This is a genomic window from Pseudoteredinibacter isoporae (assembly GCF_011602085.1).
In the GTDB taxonomy this organism is placed as follows: Bacteria; Pseudomonadota; Gammaproteobacteria; order Pseudomonadales; family Cellvibrionaceae; genus Pseudoteredinibacter; species Pseudoteredinibacter isoporae.
Window position 1 is genome coordinate 1,571,322 of sequence record NZ_JAAONY010000002.1, and the last position, 16,762, is coordinate 1,588,083.

Consider the following 16,762-nt stretch of genomic DNA (forward strand, 5'->3'; position numbering starts at 1 on the left):
GACGATCGAATTATCAGTGTTCCCGAGTGGAGCGGAATGCCACTTCAGGGTAACGTTCTTCACTCAAGGATAAATTCACTCGAGTTGGCGCCAGATAGGTCAGATGGCCACCACCATCCAATGCCAGATTATCCGAGCACTTGCGTTTAAACTCTTCGAATTTTTTATCGTCTTCCGACTCAACCCAACGAGCCGTATTCACATTGACCGATTCGTAAATGGCATCGACTTTATATTCATCTTTCAAGCGATACGCGACCACTTCAAATTGCAGTACACCCACAGCGCCTACAATAATATCGTTGCTGTTCATCGGGAAGAAAACCTGGGTAGAACCTTCTTCGGAAAGTTGCTGCAAACCTTTTTGCAGCTGTTTGGTTTTCAAAGGATCTTTCAAGCGGATGCGGCGGAACATTTCCGGCGCAAAGTGTGGAATACCGGTAAACTTCAAGACCTCACCTTCGGTAAAGGTATCGCCGATCTGAATGGTACCGTGATTGTGCAGGCCGATGATATCACCCGACATCGCCTCTTCCAGAAGCTCACGCTCACCGGCTTTAAAACTGACGGCGTCCGCGATTTTGACGTCTTTGCCCAGACGCACATGACGCATTTTCATGCCTTTAGTGTAACGGCCGGAGCAGATGCGCATAAACGCAATGCGGTCGCGATGCTTAGGGTCCATATTGGCTTGAATTTTAAAAACAAAACCACTGAATTTTTCTTCAACCGGATCCACTTCACGAGTTTCGGTATTGCGAGCCAGGGGAGCCGGGGCCCACTCCACAAAGTCGTCCAACATTTCACGGACACCAAAATTCGCCAGAGCGGTTCCGAAAAAGACCGGAGTCAACTTGCCCGCAAGAAAAGCGTCCTGATCCCATTCATGGCTGGCACCGCGGACCAATTCGATTTCATCAACATAATCGTCGTAGTACACACCGAGCAACTCACGAGCTTCATCAGAATCCAGCCCTTCGATACGAATATCATCCGTCAGAACGTAGTTCTTGCCTTGTTCAAAGACATGGATGGTATCGGTGTACAGGTTATAAACCCCTTTAAACTCCTTACCCATGCCAATCGGCCAGTTGATAGGCGCGGCCTCAATCTTCAGGACCTCTTCGATCTCGTCCAGCAGCTCAATCGGATCACGAATATCGCGGTCCATCTTGTTCACAAAGCCAACGATAGGGGTATCGCGCAGTCGACAGACGTTCATCAGCTTGATGGTGCGGTCTTCCACACCCTTCGCGCCGTCAATCACCATCAACGCGGAATCCACCGCCGTCAGAGTACGATAGGTATCTTCAGAGAAATCTTCGTGCCCGGGGGTATCGAGCAAGTTGACCATACGGCCACGATACGGGAACTGCATCACCGATGAGGTGACCGAGATACCGCGCTCCTGCTCCATGCCCATCCAATCCGAAGTGGCGTGCCGATCGGCCTTCTTGCCCTTTACCGAGCCCGCAACCTGAATCAGCTGGCCCAGCAGCAACAGCTTCTCGGTAATGGTGGTTTTACCCGCATCCGGGTGAGAAATAATGGCAAAGCTGCGACGCTGTTGGATAGCATCGGTGATTTCGGTAGTCATTAAGTCGGCTCTCAGCTGCTGTCGCTCGCACGTTGGCGTAAAAAACCGAGCATTATAACGGCTTGTCACCAAAACCCCAGCCAAATACCGCGATTTAGCAGGGATTCCGCCCAGCGTCTTTCCTGCGGGCACTTTTCTCTAAATTCCGATCTCTAAATTCCGATGAATCTCCTCAGGTGAGGCGCCCTAAGGCCCGCCAATCCATGGGGATAAGCGTTTTAAACAAGTGCCCGCCGGAACGCCCCCTGGCGAGCACTTGCCAATATCTCGACAGAAGAACCGGGCCCTAACTCAGCTCCTGATAACGCTGGGCATGGTAATCGCTGTTTCCAAACAGCATTTCCAGCATGGTCAGGCGCTTGAAATAGTGCCCCACATCCAGCTCATCCGTCACCGCAATGCCGCCGTGGATCTGCACCGACTCCTGTCCGATACGGCGTGCAGCCTGTCCAATACGGTATTTTGCCGCCGAAATGGCCTTGGCCGACTCAGCCGGGTCCTGCTCGCTGAGCAGAACCGCTCGCAGCAGCATGGATTTCGCCTGCTGATGCTCAACAAACATATCCGCCATGCGATGCTGGAGCGCCTGGAATTTCGAGATTGGCACACCAAACTGCACACGGGTCTTGGTGTATTCAACGGTTTTTTCCAGACTGACACCCATGGCACCAACCGCTTCAGCACAAGCCGCCAGACAGGCATTGTCGATGACCGCTTCAACCGCCGACAGCGCCTGGCCTTCTTCGCCCAACAACGCCGAGGCTTCCAGCTCAACTTTGTCAAAGCTTACTTCGGCCGCGTTACTGCCATCCTGAAGCTTATAACCCTGACGTTTTACGCCCCCCGCATTGGCATCCACCATAAACAGACTCAAACCATCGCGATCCGCAGAAGCACCCGAGGTTCTTGCCAACACCAGCAGCTTGTCTGCAGCCGCACCGTTCATGACGACCGCCTTTTGGCCATTCAATTGGTAGGTTGAGGCGGTTTTCTCTGCCGCCGCGTTCACTTTGTGCAGGCAGTAACGGCTATCCGCTTCGGTAAATGCAAACGCCCACTGACACTGGCCAGCCATCAGCTCGCCCAGCAACTCCGCTTTCTGCTCATCGCTACCCAGACGAGAAATCAAACCACCCGATAGAATGACATTGGCCACATAGGGTTCCATGAGCAAGCCCTTGCCAAATTCTTCCATCAACACCATCACGTCAGCAGCACCACCGCCCATGCCTCCATCTTCTTCGGAAAAAGGCACCATCAACCAACCAAGCTCTGCAAACAAATTCCAGAAATCCTGATTGAAATTAGCTTCGCTGTTCACCGTGGCCATGCGAGTATCAAAGTCGTAATCGTTCTGCACGAATTTAGCGACACTGTCTTGCAGCATTTGCTGCTCTTGAGATAAAGAAAAATCCATGTCGCGCTCCTTATAAACCTAAAACCGCTTTGCAGATGATATTTTTTTGAATTTCGTTGCTGCCACCGTAGATGGAGGCCTTGCGATTATTAAAGTACTTTGGAGCTGAATTTGCCGCCGTATCCGGGCCGACATGCTCACCCTCGAAGTCGGGCAAAAATTGTTCTTTCACAAACGGCAAACTGTAGTAACCGGCCACATCCATATAAAGTTCATCAATTGCCTGAGCCACCTCAGTGCCTTTGATTTTCAAAATGGAGGATTCCGGGCCCGGTGCTTTACCTGTGCTCACCGCTGCCAATGTACGCAGCTCGGTAAATTCCAAAGCTTGCAATTCAATTTCTGCATCCAGCAACTTAGACTGGAAACGAGAATCTTCCGCCAAACTGCCCATGCCCGTAGACGCCTCTGTAGCCAGCTTTTTCAGTTTTTCCAAGCGCACTTTCGAATGCGCCACTCGTGCAATACCCGTACGTTCATGGGTCAGCAATACCTTGGCGTAGGTCCAACCCTTGCCCTCTTCACCGATACGGTTTTCCACGGGCACACGTACATTATCAAAGTGGATTTCATTCACTTCACGGTGACCATCCAGAGTGATAATGGGCGATACCGTAATACCGGGATCATCCATGTCCACCAGAACAAAACTGATGGCTTCCTGATTTTTGGTGTTCGCATCGCCCGTGCGAACCAGACAGAAAATCCAGTCTGCATAGTGCCCCAAGGTCGTCCAGGTTTTGGTGCCGTTAATCACATAGTGGTCGCCATCGCGAACAGCGCTGGTTTTCAGCGACGCCAAATCTGAACCGGCATTGGGTTCAGAGTAACCCTGACACCACCACACATTACTGTTGAGAATATCCGGCAAAAAGCGTTGTTTTTGCTCTTCGTTACCATAGGTATAGATAACCGGCGCGACCATTTTCATACCAAACGGCACCACATCAGGTGCTCCCGCTTTGGCGCATTCATTGGCCCAAATGTATTTTTGAGTTGGGGTCCAACCGGTGCCCCCGTACTCAACAGGCCAGTTCACCGCAGCCCAACCTTTTTCGGCCAGGATCTTCTGCCAACGTACATGATCGTCTTTACTGGTGGGCGTGCCTGCCAGGACCTTGCGACTGATTTCCTGAGGTAACTGTTCCTCAAGAAACTGACGCACCTCAGCTTCAAAGGCTTTCTCCTCAGCGGAAAAATCGATATTCATTATTATTCCTCTTGCTGTACGCGGCGATACAAGCTGCCGACATATGATGATTAATTTTTCTGTATTTCCGGGTTTTAAACTGACTGAAATTCTTTTACCAGGTTTTTGGCAATAACCATTTGTTGAATCTGGCTGGTGCCCTCATACAGGCGGAACAAACGTACATCGCGATAAAAACGCTCGACACCGTAATCGGCAATGTAACCACTGCCACCATGAACCTGTACGGCCCGATCAGCAACTCGCCCAACCATTTCGGTGCAAAACAATTTACTGCACGAGGCTTCTGTACCGTGGGGCAAACCATCGTCTCGCTTGCGCGCGCAGTCCAACACCATGGACTGGCCGGCATAGATTTCCATCTTGCTGTCTGCCAACATCGCCTGAATTAACTGATGCTCGGCAATCGCCTTGCCAAACTGTTTGCGCTCGGTCGCATAGCGAAGCGAGTCATCCAGCAATCGCTGAGCAATGCCCACGCTCAGAGCCGCAATGTGCAAACGTCCCCGGTTGACTACCTTCATCGCGGTGTAAAAGCCCTTGCCTTCCTCACCACCAATTAAGTTGGCCTTGGGAACCGCAACCTCGTCGAAGTTTACATCGCAGGTTAGAGAGCCCGCGTGTCCCATTTTTTTGTCTTTGGCCCCGAGACTGATCCCTTCCGAATTCGCCTCAACCACGAATGCCGAAATACCGCGCGCTCCAGGCTGCTCCGGGTCTGTACGAGCCAATACCGTAAACAAGTCAGCTCTCGGCGCATTGGTAATAAAACGCTTGGTTCCGTTGAGAATGTAGTGATCACCCTCCAGACGAGCGCGAGTAGTCAGAGAGGCGGAATCCGAGCCTGCATCCGGCTCGGTAAGACAGAAGGACGCGATGCATTCCCCACTGGCCAGTTTTGGCAGAAAACGCTCGCGCTGCTCATCGGTGCCGTCAAACACCAACGCTGCGGAACCAATGCCATTATTGGTCCCCACGAGAGAACGAAAGGCTGGAGAAGTGCCCCCCAGCGTCATAGCGGCCTCAACCTCCTCTTCCATGGTCATACCCAAACCGCCGTAGGCCTCAGGAATGGTCAGACCAAACAACCCCATCTCCCGCATCTCCTGGACCACCTCTTCAGGAATATCATCCTCCTCCGCAACCTGATCTTCCAAAGGCCGCAACCGCTCATTCACATAGCGCTGCAACACATCCAACAAGGCCTGATGACTCTTGATATCTCTTATCACGGGGCATTCCTATTCACAGAGTGTTCCGCAATAGTAGCAGCATATTCCGCAGTGCGGAACACCGTATACCAGGGGTACGATATTGACAGGAGTATGCCCCAAAAAATAAAGGGCTAATTTGAGAAAACTGAGACAACGTTGAAAACCGGATATCAGTTACAGCCAGAGCGGGAAATTGGAGGCGTATTAGCTTGGAAGGCAAGGTGCTATTTGAGCTGATCTTGGATTTTTTTGGTCATTCGAGCTTTCATCTCTTGGATGCCTTTTACCGAGCACTTCATGGTGATTCAGAGATTCCACCACCGCCCAACCGGCCTTTAGGGGCACCGAAAACCCTACCAAGCACCTTCTTTTCGCGCTCGGAAAGTGATTGCAAGTCTTCTTGATTTAGCTGTCTTATTACGGTTCCAGATTGTCAGAACATAGGAGAAATAAGCAAGCCTGCAAACCCATCCCGCCTTCTTATTTTAAGTGCCTACAGGGAATCCTCATTATCGAAGTAAGACTCGCCACAACCCCAATACAAATCATACTTCCTCTGAAAGTACTTTAAATAACCCTCCACATCAGAAGCCATGGACAAAGCCTGAATAGAGTCAGCTCCGTGAACCTCATCGGAGAACTTTTCTGGCAATCCTACAATTTCCACTTTGCAAACCGACGCGCCGGAATGAACAGCAAATCCAAGCTCTTCGCTGGAGACATCTCGAGGTTCATGAATCAACACCTTGATTTTTTTCTTGAGGCTTTCTCCTTTTAGAGAATACAAAAGCTCTCGTTTAGCAATAACCTTACTCATACCAAAATTATTCCAGTCCAAGTCTTTAGGTCACAGCCACGCCTAACAAAGCCGCAACTAAACGCGATAAATGTCGACGCCAAAATCAACGTTCTCACCCCCCACCTCTCAACTCAATCTCACAAAAAGCATTGAACGAAACCAGCAATACAAAAAATGCTAAAACACTAAACACAAAAATGTAAATTGCGAGACCAAGATAACCACTCACATTGGGGTATGGCAGTAAGTACGGAATCCCTGCCAACAATATTATCGACCTCATTCCGCCACTTAAAGTCAGCTTAGAACCGCATCTCGAACAATCAAACTTCTTCACATTACCAAAAAAATCCATAGTAAAGATATTTCATTGCCACATGCCGGACAATTCTTGCGAAGCTTCATTTGCCACATCCTTCATAACGCCTATTGTTGCATCGCCAAACACTAGCACACTGAACTTTCAGCACTCACAACTGAGTTTCGATTTACTTACCAGAACATAGCTCGCCCCAAAACAATCAGATTTCCTACAAGACTCACGGGCTTAATTTTTGCTTGTTTAGTAGCTTTCACGCAACCACCTTGTATTGTCATACAAAAAGAAAAATCTTATCGGACGGGAATTATTATTAGTATCAGCCGGATTTTACACAACTATAATCAATTGTTAAAAAGTACGCACACAACTATCACTACAACTGAAATAATCATGCCTTTAATCACTCCGCCTGTCATATTAGATTTCAATTCTTTATTAACTCTTAACAAATCACCCGCCCCAAACTCTACGCAACAATGATCACATTCATTTTCATCTACGCTAGTTAACATCCCACATGACGGACATTTAAATTTTGGAGATTGATCGTCAAAATCAAAAGAATCACCAAACATATCATTTACCCCTACAGCCTTCCTTTTTACATTCGTCAACGCATGCAAGAAACTTTGAAGCCTCTACAACAATGTGGCATACAGCCTCATTGTTAAGGCTCCCAGAGGCGGGGCAATAGAACGAATGTTCCTGACCGTTTTGCAAACCTAATGAATCAGCCGTGGACGACCAGTTGGCATAACAACTGCCTGTGGCCTGATTTCTTTAGCTTATCAGAAACCTGTGTGCTTGTTTGGCGTTTTCCGTTCTTTAATCTAGAGTTTTGTCATGATGATGGAAATGACAACTCGGGTGAAAATTTCCATTACCGACATAAATGAAAACTTCAAATACCTAGTATTTTCCTTGCTATAGGCGAATCTAATAAAATATTTTCACCAAGTTGTTGTGAGAAATCTTGAAAGATTGCTTTATCGGATTCAATGTTAAGTTTTGGTAGGTCGACAGAAGTGAAAAGCTCTTGTCGACCACAATTATAAGCCCTATAAATATAAAGTTTCAGGTCTTCTTCTGAAACTCTTATAATATGATCAAACATCACTCAATCCTCGCTTAATTATTCCAAGTATTTAAAGGTGGTATTGGTTCACCCGCCAAGCAAGCCCCATACCTTTGCGCAGCAGATGCATGACATGCGGCACCGGCTTTCTTTCCGCGAACCCGCGAAATACCTTTGCACGTCGCGGTATCAATTTTATACATTTGATCGCACCTGCCATTATTTTTATCTGGATCTCTATCTGCATCTGATTCATCGGGGTAGTCTAACGGATCTGGACCGACATCATCTATAGGACTAACCCAATCATCATTATCTTCAGCAGCCGGACACTGTCCATTGTCACACTCTCCTGTTTCGCCTTCATCAATTATTTCATGAATAACATATCCGCCAGCTAGAAGCAGAGTACCTCTCACTAGCAACCAACGACACCCTTGATAAACAGTAAACACTGCAATACCAACACATACTCCTCCGCAAGCTATTCGTCCATCGGGATCAACAAACCTCAAAGGGTTTTGCCCCACATACCCATAAGTGTTGATTCCACCAGACAAACCAATCGGATCCGACTGAATATACCGTCCAAGACTGGGGTCATAATCCCTAAAATAATTATAGTGTAACCCAGACTCCAAGTCGTAATACTGACCAGGTAGTCGCAAGTTATGGGTGATAGTTTGCGTCGTGACATCCACTTCCCCAAACGGATCACGTTTGCCTTTCCACACCACATTGGCCGAACCGTCAGTAAGGGCGACGGAATTATCCTGATGATCCGTATGAATAAAGTAGGTGGAGCCATTTTCTAACTGCGCCAATCGACGACCGTTAAGGTAAACGTATTGTCGAACCACATTTCCTGAAGCATTCGCTTCGGCAATCACGTTTCCATTTTTATCATAAATAAAATATCGGGTGACCCCATTGACCGTTTTCTTAACGCGTTGCCCACGGTAGTTATAGTGATAGCTGGCCGAAGTTCCCGAGTTGTTCGACTCGCTAAGGCGCCCGGCCTGGTTATATTCCAGAACGGGGCCAGAACCTTTGTACACCATATTCCCGATTGCGTCATAGCTCATGTGATCTTTCATCACAAAGCTAGCGGGGTGTTGTCCGTGAGTAGCGCTGTTCACCCCATTGGATGAGGTTCCGTAATACTGACCCCTACCGGCTTTCATGGCGATTTTGACTACACCACCAGAAGATGTGCTAATCACTCCTGCATGAACGGCGGCCGAGCAAATCGACGAATCTGCCGTATAGATACTGCTCCCCTTCACATTGTTAAGGCTCCCAGAAGCGGGGCAATAGAACGAGTGTTCCTGACCGTTTTGCAAACCTAATGAATCAGCCGTGGACGACCAGTTCGCATAACCAATGCCCGTGGAGTGCACGGTATAACTTCCGGGCGTAGGGCTTCCCCAACTGTTGGAATAGAGTCCATTTTGCATCCCACCGGGGTAAGACGATATGCCCGGCTGAATAACTACCTTAACCACACCACCTTCAGTGCTCGACACAACACCGGCATGGCCGCCTGCCTTACAGACGGCTGAGGTATCTGAATAGGTGTTTGTTCCCCAAGAGTTCCCAGTAAAGGTTCCAGGCTTACAAGCGTAATAGAGCACTTTACCATTATGACCTCTATGACTAATAGCTCTCGTTGATGAACCTGCTTCAATAACGGACACCTTGGCCGGAGGCATTTGCCCAGTTACCGGACTGAGCCTGAAACTGCCATGCCAACTGCCATATTCTCTTGAGGTGTGTCCATTTCTGGTCGTGCCAATATAGCTGTTTTGACCTGGTAAGACCTCAAGCGCAACAGATCCGCCTTGAGAATAGTTGATCAAACCCATATGAGCAGCAGCACTACAAATGGGTGAGGTATCAGTGTAAATATCAGTGCCCCAGATTTCTTGAAATGAGGCGGTAGGCCAGCAGTAAAAGTCTCGCTTGAGTCCATTTCGCCCACGATAATTGACGGCTTGCTCGTAACCTTTGAGAATCTCACTGTGTTCAGGATTGACGGAAGTGAGCCGCCCATTTACATATTGATACCGCTCTTCAATTGCGCCATCTTCGGACTTAAAGAGGCGATTGCCCAACGCATCGTAGTAATAACCCGTATTGACTCCCTGATTTTCTGCCAGTGATAGACGCTGCTCTGAGTCGTACGAGTAGTTATGATCATTGGCTGCATCCAACAGGTCTGTAACTGAACTGATGTTTCCACGATTGGTGTACGCCAAAGAAACATCATTAATGCCCGTGACACTGTGCTCGATCAGTCGATGGTTTAAATCAAATTGGCGGGACAACTGTAAATTATTGCCGTACCACCAGCTGGATTCTTCTCCGAAGGGGTGATAAGCGACATTGGATACCAATGACGTAGTGCCAGAAGAGGTTTGTAAATCTTTATCGATCACGCGGCCCTGTGTATCGAACAGATTACTGACCACACTGCCATCGGGGTAAGTCATAGCCGTCACTTGGCCGGCATCGTATTGGTACGACACGGTAAAGCTCACACTGCCGATGGTGAAGACTTCTTGGCTCAACTCCCCAAAGGCGTTGTAATGCCGCTGTGTGCCTCCCGAGTGATCATTGATACCGGTTAGTTGCCCTTTACCGCCTTGGGCAGCGTCGTCATAAGAGTAAGTGATGTTTTCTTGAACGTCTGGGTATTGGGTACTCAGCAAGCGATTCAACGCATCCCATTGATAATTGACGACAATGCCACGCGCGTCAGTTTTGCTCACTAAATTGCCAGCAACATCATATTGATAGGTAGAAACTCCAGTATCCGGGCTATTTTGAGATACCTTTTCCCCAAAAACATTGTACTCATAGTGAGTTGCTCGCCCCAGAGGGTCAGTCACTTTGATGACATTATCAAAGGCGTCATATGTGTAAAGCGTATGCTTGTTTTCAGTATTGGTCTGCTTGGTCAATCGGTTTAGCTGATCGTAATAACGCTGAGTGACTTTCGACTGCTCATCGGTTACCTGCGTGAGGTTTCCATAGTTGTCGTATTGAAAGTTTTGATTAGCGTTGTAGGCATCACCTGAACTCAAGAGTCTGTCCAGCTTATCAAACGAGGAAAACGATTTCTTGCTGACCGCACCACCAGCTGTGACAATCTTTTCGGAGATTACATTGCCATTTTTATCACGTTCATACTGAATTTTATAGCCTGACTTATCTGTGATTGATAACAGCAAGCCCTCACCGCTGTACGCATAAGTAAAGGTACTGCCGTCAGCGTGGCTTACTGATTTTTTACGCTTGGGCCCTTCATAGGTATAAACTGTTTCCCGAAAATTGGCCGGGCTCAACTTATCGTACTCTTTAACCGTTAGAGGACGCCCCAAGCCATCGTAGGTTGTTTCGATGGTTAAACCGTTGGGGTTTTCCTGTAAAGACACTTTTCCGTCAAGAACGTATTGCTTGTACTCGGTCACTTGACCAAGGGCATTGGTAACGGTAGCCACCTTGCCACAGTAGCTCGTTCCCAAACTGCAACTGTGGTACGTGATCGAGGTGACATCATTCACATCCGTTCGAGGGCCATCAATCTGTGTGACCAAACCTTGACTATTGTATTGGTAGCTTGTGACACGTTGGGAGACTACAGCACTACCATCCATTTCTCGATCGGTAACGGTAAGCGGCAGGTTCTGACTGTTGTAACTGATCAATTGCTCTTTATGTCGACCATTAGACAAACTTGGATAGATAGTTTTTGTCGGCAGCAAAAGTTGATTGCTCAGATACTCATAGGTGGTTGTTCTTGCTACAGGTGTACCCACCGCTTCCGTACGAGACGTCACCTGATGGTTCGCATTATAAACTACGGTTGTTTTCGCTGATGCTTGACCGGAGCGCTCCGTTTGGTTGCCATGAGAATCATACTTGTAACTTCTGCTGGAACCGTCTGGATAGGTTTTACTGGTGAAGCGGGATTTACCCCCTGGCCCACGCAGGAAACGATATTCCGTCTTAGAAGCATGCGTATAGTTACTATGCTGTTGACTTTGGTAGTCAACATATTCATTAGGTTTTACCGTCCATGAACGCCCATCAAGGCCATTGTAATAATGTTCAGTCTTGTGTCCCAAGGGGCTAGTTATCGTAACTCGGTAGTTTTCCCACATAGGACTACCAGGCGCTGAATAGGCAATGCTGCCGATATTGACCCCGTCCGCAGGCTCAATGGAAAACAGCCACTTGCCCTCATTAGGCTTATCGATTTCAGTGATGTAAACATCACTATCATATGCTATGTGGCTCGTATAGCCGCCCATGTCCTGAATGGAGACCAAGTTCCTTTGGGCATCGTAGGTAAAATTGGCTTCTCGCCCAAACGGATCAGCAACCTTGGATACCAGGTCGTTCGCATCGTAGGTAAAGGTCGTTACCCGACTCTGAGCATCGCTGATACTAATTAAACGTGCGTTACTATCGTAGGTCAGTGTTAAGCTGAATCCATCAACGCCTTTTACTTGGGTTAAAAAGACCTGTTGTGAATTAGTATTCGATGGTGAGCTGTAGGTGTATTCCGTACCGTTTTGAGCGTTTAGCACATAGTGTGAGCCACTCACCTTAACCAAATTTTCGGTCTCGCCATAAGGCGCTTCAAACTCACCCGCGCTATTGTACACAAATACCGAACGTTTTCCGTCCGGCATAAAAATCGTCGCCGTAACACCAGGGTCCTCAACCAAATACGTACCGTAGTTAAACGTCCATTTGTTGCCGAAGATTTCATTCTGCGCAATGGAGGACTGCGAGTTGTAACTCAAATCCAGACTCAAATCCGGACCGTATGGTGCGTCGTACCACAGCGGTGTATCTGTCACATAGAGGTTGAGGTTTTTCTTATTTACGGCCCAATCTGGACAACCCTGACTTTTACATGAGTCACCTGGTGCCCCCAAATCATCTTTTGGCCGCATGCCAGTTTGTGAATCGGACAAACACTGGCCAGATCCCCAACTGCCATTTGGGCAGTGATTTCGATACTTGCACATGCTGGTAGTTATGGAAATAAGCTTCTGGGAATCCTCGTCTACCTCGTATTCCTTTTTCAGACAGTGTTGAAATACGTCTGTCCAAGCATCTCCACCTTGGCAGAAAGACTTACAAAACTCGGCACTGCCTTCAAGAGTAGGCCCTGAGTATTCTTTATAAGCGAAAACGTTCGCCCCTATAAAGAGTAAAAATAATAAAAACAGGACACGCATTTGCTACCTCCAAAAATGACAACAACATCTACCCGGCCTAGCTTAAAGAGGCTTGCAGTACACAGACCGCCTCCACATCGCAACCGTGCTTGTACCTACTGATTAAATCACTGAATTTTTTGCTCGATTAGTTATAACGCCCTTTATAGCAAGCATCACAGCCCTGGCGCAGAATGGCTGCCCGTCCACCAGATGCCGTTTTGAAAAGCTTTGACGTACTCGCCTAGCATGTCATAGGCGTGATCATAGTTATGCTGATTCCACTCATTCATAGCCTCGCCAAACATAATGTGTTGATCAATAGCATCGTTTTTTGAACGAGAGGATTTTGATAACTCAAATGATCGTGCGGTTTTACGCTTTTTATGGAAACTGACATCTTCATCGGGCACCAAGGTACCGCCAAGTTGGCCCATGGCCATAATGTCCTGAACCGTTGGCTCACGGTTCTCTCTTGCCGAGAAACCATCAAAGGCAGGTTTAATGGATTGGATTTCGCGTACAAGCTGGTCTTCGGACACATCCTTAGCGACGGAAATTGAGGAAAGAAAAGCGAGTGAAAAAACAAAAAATAGACATCGAACCATAACGTCAGCACCCTATCCCTTTGCTTTGGTAATTCGGAGATCGTTAAATCTACTCGATAAACCATGAAAGAAGCATGACAACGGTCATGTATTTAACAAAACCAGAACCAGAATGAAGAATGACGTGACAGCATTTGAAACGTTTGAAGAAATTAATAAAAAAGAACTAGAAAAATATTTTTCATCGATCAAAAATCAAACAAACAGAAGAGATTTCATTAAATAGTACCGATACACTCTTAAAAGCTCTAACCGCAAACAAAAAAGCCGCAGAGCAATGCTCTGCGGCTTTTTAAGGAATTGCGACAAAACTCCACTAAGCAAACTCTAACACGCCATCCTCCAGTTTGCCGTGACGAATTGCGAAGTAATCGCGGTAGTAGTTGTCCTGATTTCTCCAGGGATAGGCTTCGCCTTGTTTGGGCATGATGCTTTCGGCTCGGGCAATGTAACCGGACTTCAGGGAATCGATCATTGGACTTTGTTCGAAACCGTTTAGATCCAGTTTGGCGGTAACCTGCCGGCGGCCGGTGGTTTTCATATGCTTGAGTAAACGGCACACGTAATCGGATGTTAAATCCGCCTTTAATGTCCATGAGGCATTAGTGTAACCGAATATCGAAACCATATTTGGCAGGTTACCGAACATCATACCTTTGTAGTTGACCAACTGACCGGGCTGTAACTGTTCATCGTCTTTATACAGTTCGATGCCACCCAGGAATTGCAGATCAAGACCGGTGGCGGGTACGATGATATCAGCGTCGATACTGTCACCGGATTTTAAGGTCACTCCGGTTTCCGTAAAGGTTTCGATATGATCAGTAACGATGGACGCGCGTCCTTCTTTCAGGCACTTAAACAGATCACTGTCCGGCACCAGGCACATGCGTTGATCCCAGGGTTTATAGTCGGGGTTAAAATGCACATCGACATCAACGGACTCGCCAATCTCACCCTTCACCATATCGCGCAAAAACTCACGCACTTTGTCCGGGCTGCGTTTTGATTTGGTGAAGATATACCAGCTCAAAAAGATATTCTTGGCGCGGGTTAAATAGTGCGCCCAGCTGTCCGGCATGAATTTATGCAGCCATTTTGCGATAGGGTCACGCGCAGGGCGAGTAAACACATAAGTCGGTGAACGTTGCAGCATGGTGACGTGAGCCGCTTTGTCAGCCATGGAAGGCACCAAGGTCACAGCGGTGGCGCCGCTGCCAATAATCAATACGCGCTTGTCCTGGTAGTCCAGGTCTTCAGGCCATTGCTGCGGATGAATTTTCTGGCCCGCGAAACGATCATAGCCGGGAAATTCCGGCAGGTAGCCTTTTTCATAATTGTAGTAACCGGTACAAGTCACCAGAAAACGGGTTTTGAGAATTTGCACATCGCCGCCTTTATGACGGTAGTGCACAAACCAGCAGGCCTCTTCCGAATTCCACTGCAGTTTCTCAACACGATGTTGATAGCGAATATTGTCATGCACATCATATTCTTTAGCGGTGTCGTCCAGGTATTCACGAATGGCGTCCGCCGAGGCGATGTCAGCGCCATTGGTCCAGGGGCGAAAACTGTAACCGAAGGTATACATATCGGAATCCGAACGGATCCCCGGATAGCGAAACAGATCCCAGGTACCGCCAAAGTTCTCACGCCCCTCAAGAATCGCGTAGCGCTGGTCAGGACATTTCTGCTTCAGGTGACAAGCCATGCCAATACCAGAAATACCGGCACCTATAATGAGCACATCGAGTTCTTCCACAATCGCCTCTCAATTATTGTTATGGGTTGCATTTGCGGCGTCTCTATAAGTGCCTGCCGCCTATTTGACCATTTAACTGTGCCATAGGGCTTTTGGCTTAGCGATGATAGCCGCTGCCAGGCTTTTGATAATTCAGGCCAAAGTGGTACGATTTGCCAAACTTTACAATCAATTGGCCCATTGACCATGCCTGCACCCCACACAACAGCCGACCAAAACGAGAAGCAGCAATTACTGGCTCGTGGCGATTTGCTGGTGGGCCAGCGAAATGCCTTTGGCGTTCATCTGGAAAGACAACAACTTGAGGAAATGGGCTTTGATGGCACAGCGGAAATTCTCGCCTGCGGTATTCCACCCATCGCTCTTGAAGACCCTGACTACCCGATTGAACAAGAACAAGAGCAGGCAGTTCTGCTGCGCTTGATTGAAGCTAATCAGCCCAACAGTCATATATCTCTGGCGTTGGAGGCCGGTGCCAACGCTTCCATTACTTTGTTTGGCCTGCTTGGGCTTACGGCGATGCATGCCGACAGCATCCTTCACGCCGTGCAAACCATTCTGAGCTTTCCCGAACTCACCTGGGGACAAAGCCAGATTGAACTTGGGCGCAACAAACATCATGACTACTGCCACTTTGAGCTTTCCGCTGAAACCCGGCTTGGTCAACGCGGTCGGCAACTGCAGGAGTTTTGCCTGCTGCGGGATCTGGTTTCCTCATCCACACTGATTCAGGATATCGCCGGCCCCGACAGTGCCCCGGTCGCCGTGCATTTGCCTTTTCCAGCCGGTGCAGAAGCCAGCCAATTACAGGAACATTTCAATGGCAAAGTGCTGTTTGGGCAGGCGCGCGCCAGCCTGTGTTTTGAATACGGCTATTTCGATCGTCCTCCCCTGAGGCAAAATCCAGCCATCTACCGCGCTTACCTCAAGCTGGCACAGAGAGTCGCGGCCGATTTGCGACGGCAGAGTCGTTATGGCGAGCTGGTCAAACGGCAATTGCAACTTCAGGCCGTAATTCCCGACCGGGACACCCTGGCCCAGGCACTTAATGTGAGCCCCCGTACCCTGGCCAGGAAGCTGGAGGCGGAAGGCATCAGCTTCAAACAGCTGCGCCAGGAAGTGCAGCAAAGCCGGGCGGAACAGGCCCTAAGCAAAGGAGAACTGTCGATGGGTGCTCTGGCCGAGCAGCTTGGCTTTGCTGACTCAGCGGCATTTAGTCGAGCGTTTAAAAGTTGGACAGGCGTAGCGCCTAGCGAATGGAGAAAGCAAATACTTACAAACCTGTAGCTCTCAACGCTCTTTCTACGGCACTCTCCTTTACTGCACCTCACCGGATATATGGCTTCTCAACCGGCCTCCTCCCCATAAGTTCAGACACATTATTAACAATTCTTATTGCCCCCATAGCCGGCGGTTGATTGACAGTTAAACGGTTTGGAGTAGAATCTACAACCTCATTCGAATGACATTCGAATAATGTAATCACACTGAATCACAAATCCACTTAAAGAACGGGACTCATTG

The 16,762-nt window shown here is 48.3% G+C and carries 11 protein-coding genes; 1 reads left to right on the forward strand and 10 read right to left on the reverse strand.

Going from position 1 to position 16,762, the window contains the following annotated elements; all coding sequences use genetic code 11:
* Positions 1–13: 13 nt before the first annotated feature.
* The 10 genes from G8768_RS15360 to G8768_RS15405 form a co-directional block, all read right to left on the reverse strand.
* Positions 14–1,702 (reverse strand): peptide chain release factor 3, encoded by a 1,689-nt coding sequence (locus G8768_RS15360; protein ID WP_371315443.1) that lies wholly within the window; start codon positions 1,700–1,702, stop codon positions 14–16.
* A 181-nt stretch (positions 1,703–1,883) separates the two neighbouring features.
* Positions 1,884–3,014, reverse strand: a complete 1,131-nt coding sequence (locus tag G8768_RS15365; protein ID WP_166845158.1) for an acyl-CoA dehydrogenase family protein — start codon at positions 3,012–3,014, stop codon at positions 1,884–1,886.
* Between the two features lie 10 nt (positions 3,015–3,024).
* Complete coding sequence (locus G8768_RS15370) at positions 3,025–4,224, reverse strand: acyl-CoA dehydrogenase family protein (protein ID WP_166845156.1); 1,200 nt, start codon at positions 4,222–4,224, stop codon at positions 3,025–3,027.
* 74 nt (positions 4,225–4,298) lie between these two features.
* Positions 4,299–5,456, reverse strand: coding sequence for an acyl-CoA dehydrogenase family protein (locus G8768_RS15375; protein WP_166845154.1), 1,158 nt, complete (start codon positions 5,454–5,456; stop codon positions 4,299–4,301).
* A gap of 475 nt (positions 5,457–5,931) precedes the next feature.
* Complete coding sequence (locus G8768_RS15380) at positions 5,932–6,255, reverse strand: hypothetical protein (protein WP_166845153.1); 324 nt, start codon at positions 6,253–6,255, stop codon at positions 5,932–5,934.
* Positions 6,256–6,900: 645 nt separating this feature from the next.
* Positions 6,901–7,134: a hypothetical protein gene (locus G8768_RS15385; protein ID WP_166845151.1), complete on the reverse strand. Its 234-nt coding sequence runs from the start codon at positions 7,132–7,134 to the stop codon at positions 6,901–6,903.
* Between the two features lie 326 nt (positions 7,135–7,460).
* Positions 7,461–7,673: a DUF871 domain-containing protein gene (locus G8768_RS15390; protein WP_166845149.1), complete on the reverse strand. Its 213-nt coding sequence runs from the start codon at positions 7,671–7,673 to the stop codon at positions 7,461–7,463.
* Between the two features lie 14 nt (positions 7,674–7,687).
* Positions 7,688–12,889 carry an RHS repeat-associated core domain-containing protein gene (locus G8768_RS15395; RefSeq protein ID WP_166845147.1) on the reverse strand — a complete coding sequence of 1,734 codons (5,202 nt, stop codon included), beginning with the start codon at positions 12,887–12,889 and terminating at the stop codon, positions 7,688–7,690.
* A gap of 155 nt (positions 12,890–13,044) precedes the next feature.
* The gene (locus G8768_RS15400; RefSeq protein WP_166845145.1) at positions 13,045–13,476 is read right to left on the reverse strand and encodes a hypothetical protein; all 432 of its coding nucleotides are present in this window, start codon (positions 13,474–13,476) and stop codon (positions 13,045–13,047) included.
* 316 nt (positions 13,477–13,792) lie between these two features.
* Complete coding sequence (locus G8768_RS15405; protein ID WP_166845143.1) at positions 13,793–15,238, reverse strand: NAD(P)-binding domain-containing protein; 1,446 nt, start codon at positions 15,236–15,238, stop codon at positions 13,793–13,795.
* 186 nt (positions 15,239–15,424) lie between these two features.
* Between G8768_RS15405 and G8768_RS15410 the strand changes: the two genes are divergently transcribed.
* Positions 15,425–16,525, forward strand: a complete 1,101-nt coding sequence (locus tag G8768_RS15410) for a helix-turn-helix domain-containing protein (RefSeq protein ID WP_166845142.1) — start codon at positions 15,425–15,427, stop codon at positions 16,523–16,525.
* Positions 16,526–16,762: the final 237 nt, after the last annotated feature.